2 protein-coding genes are annotated in these 1,453 nt (G+C 64.0%); both read left to right on the top strand.

What is annotated here, in order from left to right; genetic code table 11:
• On the top strand, positions 1-1,139 hold a 1,139-nt coding region (locus AB4Y86_RS18800; RefSeq protein WP_441403650.1), incomplete at its 5' end, for a cytochrome c oxidase subunit I.
• Positions 1,136-1,453, top strand: a 318-nt coding sequence (ctaF, locus tag AB4Y86_RS18805) for an aa3-type cytochrome oxidase subunit IV (protein WP_441403651.1), incomplete at its 3' end; no start/stop codon positions are given. The genes AB4Y86_RS18800 and ctaF, both read left to right, overlap by 4 nt.

Raw genomic sequence — 1,453 nt, forward strand, 5'->3', positions numbered from 1 at the left:
CCCCGGGCATGACCATGTGGCGGATGCCGATCTTCACCTGGAACGCGCTGATCACCTCCATCCTGGTGCTCATGGCATTCCCGCCGCTGGCCGCTGCCCTGTTCGCCCTCGGTGCGGACCGCCGCTTCGGCGCACACATCTTCGATCCCGAAAACGGCGGAGCCGTGCTCTGGCAGCACCTCTTCTGGTTCTTCGGCCACCCCGAGGTGTACATCATCGCGCTGCCGTTCTTCGGCATCGTCTCCGAGATCTTCCCCGTGTTCAGCCGCAAGCCGATCTTCGGCTACAAGGGTATTGTCTACGCGACGATCTCCATCGCTGCCCTCTCCGTAACGGTGTGGGCACACCACATGTACGTCACCGGATCGGTCCTGCTGCCATTCTTCTCCTTCATGACGATGCTGATCGCGGTTCCCACCGGCGTGAAGTTCTTCAACTGGATCGGCACCATGTGGCGGGGTTCCATCACCTTCGAAACCCCGATGCTGTGGAGCATCGGCTTCCTGGTGACGTTCCTCTTCGGCGGCCTGACCGGCATCATCCTGGCCTCACCGCCGCTGGACTTCCACGTCTCCGACTCCTACTTCGTGGTGGCCCACTTCCACTACGTGGTCTTCGGTACCGTGGTGTTCGCGATGTTCGCCGGCTTCTACTTCTGGTGGCCCAAGTGGACCGGCAAGATGCTCAACGAGCGGCTCGGCAAGATCCACTTCTGGATGCTGTTCCTGGGCTTCCACGGCACCTTCCTGATCCAGCACTGGCTCGGCGTCGAGGGCATGCCACGCCGCTACGCGGACTACATGCCGCAGGACAACTTCACCTGGATGAACCAGTTCTCGACCTACGCGTCCTTCCTGTTGGGCGCCTCGCTGATCCCGTTCTTCTGGAACGTGTACATCACCTGGCGCAGCGACCAGAAGATCATGGTCGATGACCCTTGGGGCTTCGGGGCCTCGCTCGAATGGGCGACGTCCTGCCCGCCGCCGCGGCACAACTTCACCTCGCTGCCGCGGATCCGCTCGGAGCGTCCCGCCCTGGACCTGCACCACCCCGAGCTCGCCCAGCACTACACCGCCGCCTCGCCTGCCCCGGCGGCAGCGACGCTCGGTAACGCCGACCAGAAGGATCAAGCGCTGTGAAGATCGAATCACGGATTTTTGGACTCGGAGCCTTCTTCTTCATCCCGGTCTCGGTCATCTACGGATTCCTGACGCACTGGTCCGAGTGGGTCGGCATCCTTGGGGTGCTGCTGCTCGGCGGCCTGGCCGGAATGATCGGCGCCTACCTGGGCTTCACCGGTCGACGCGTGGGCATGCGCCCGGAGGACCGCAGCGATGCGGAGATCCACGAGGGTGCCGGCGAGCAGGGCCACTTCAGCCCTTGGAGCTGGTGGCCTCTGGTCCTCGGCCTGCTCGCCGGCACCCTCGTGGATCTCCGCATCGCTGCGGTCCTC

Origin of the sequence: Arthrobacter sp. 2YAF22_2, assembly GCF_052114645.1 — a bacterium.
Classification (GTDB): Bacteria; Actinomycetota; Actinomycetes; order Actinomycetales; family Micrococcaceae; genus Arthrobacter.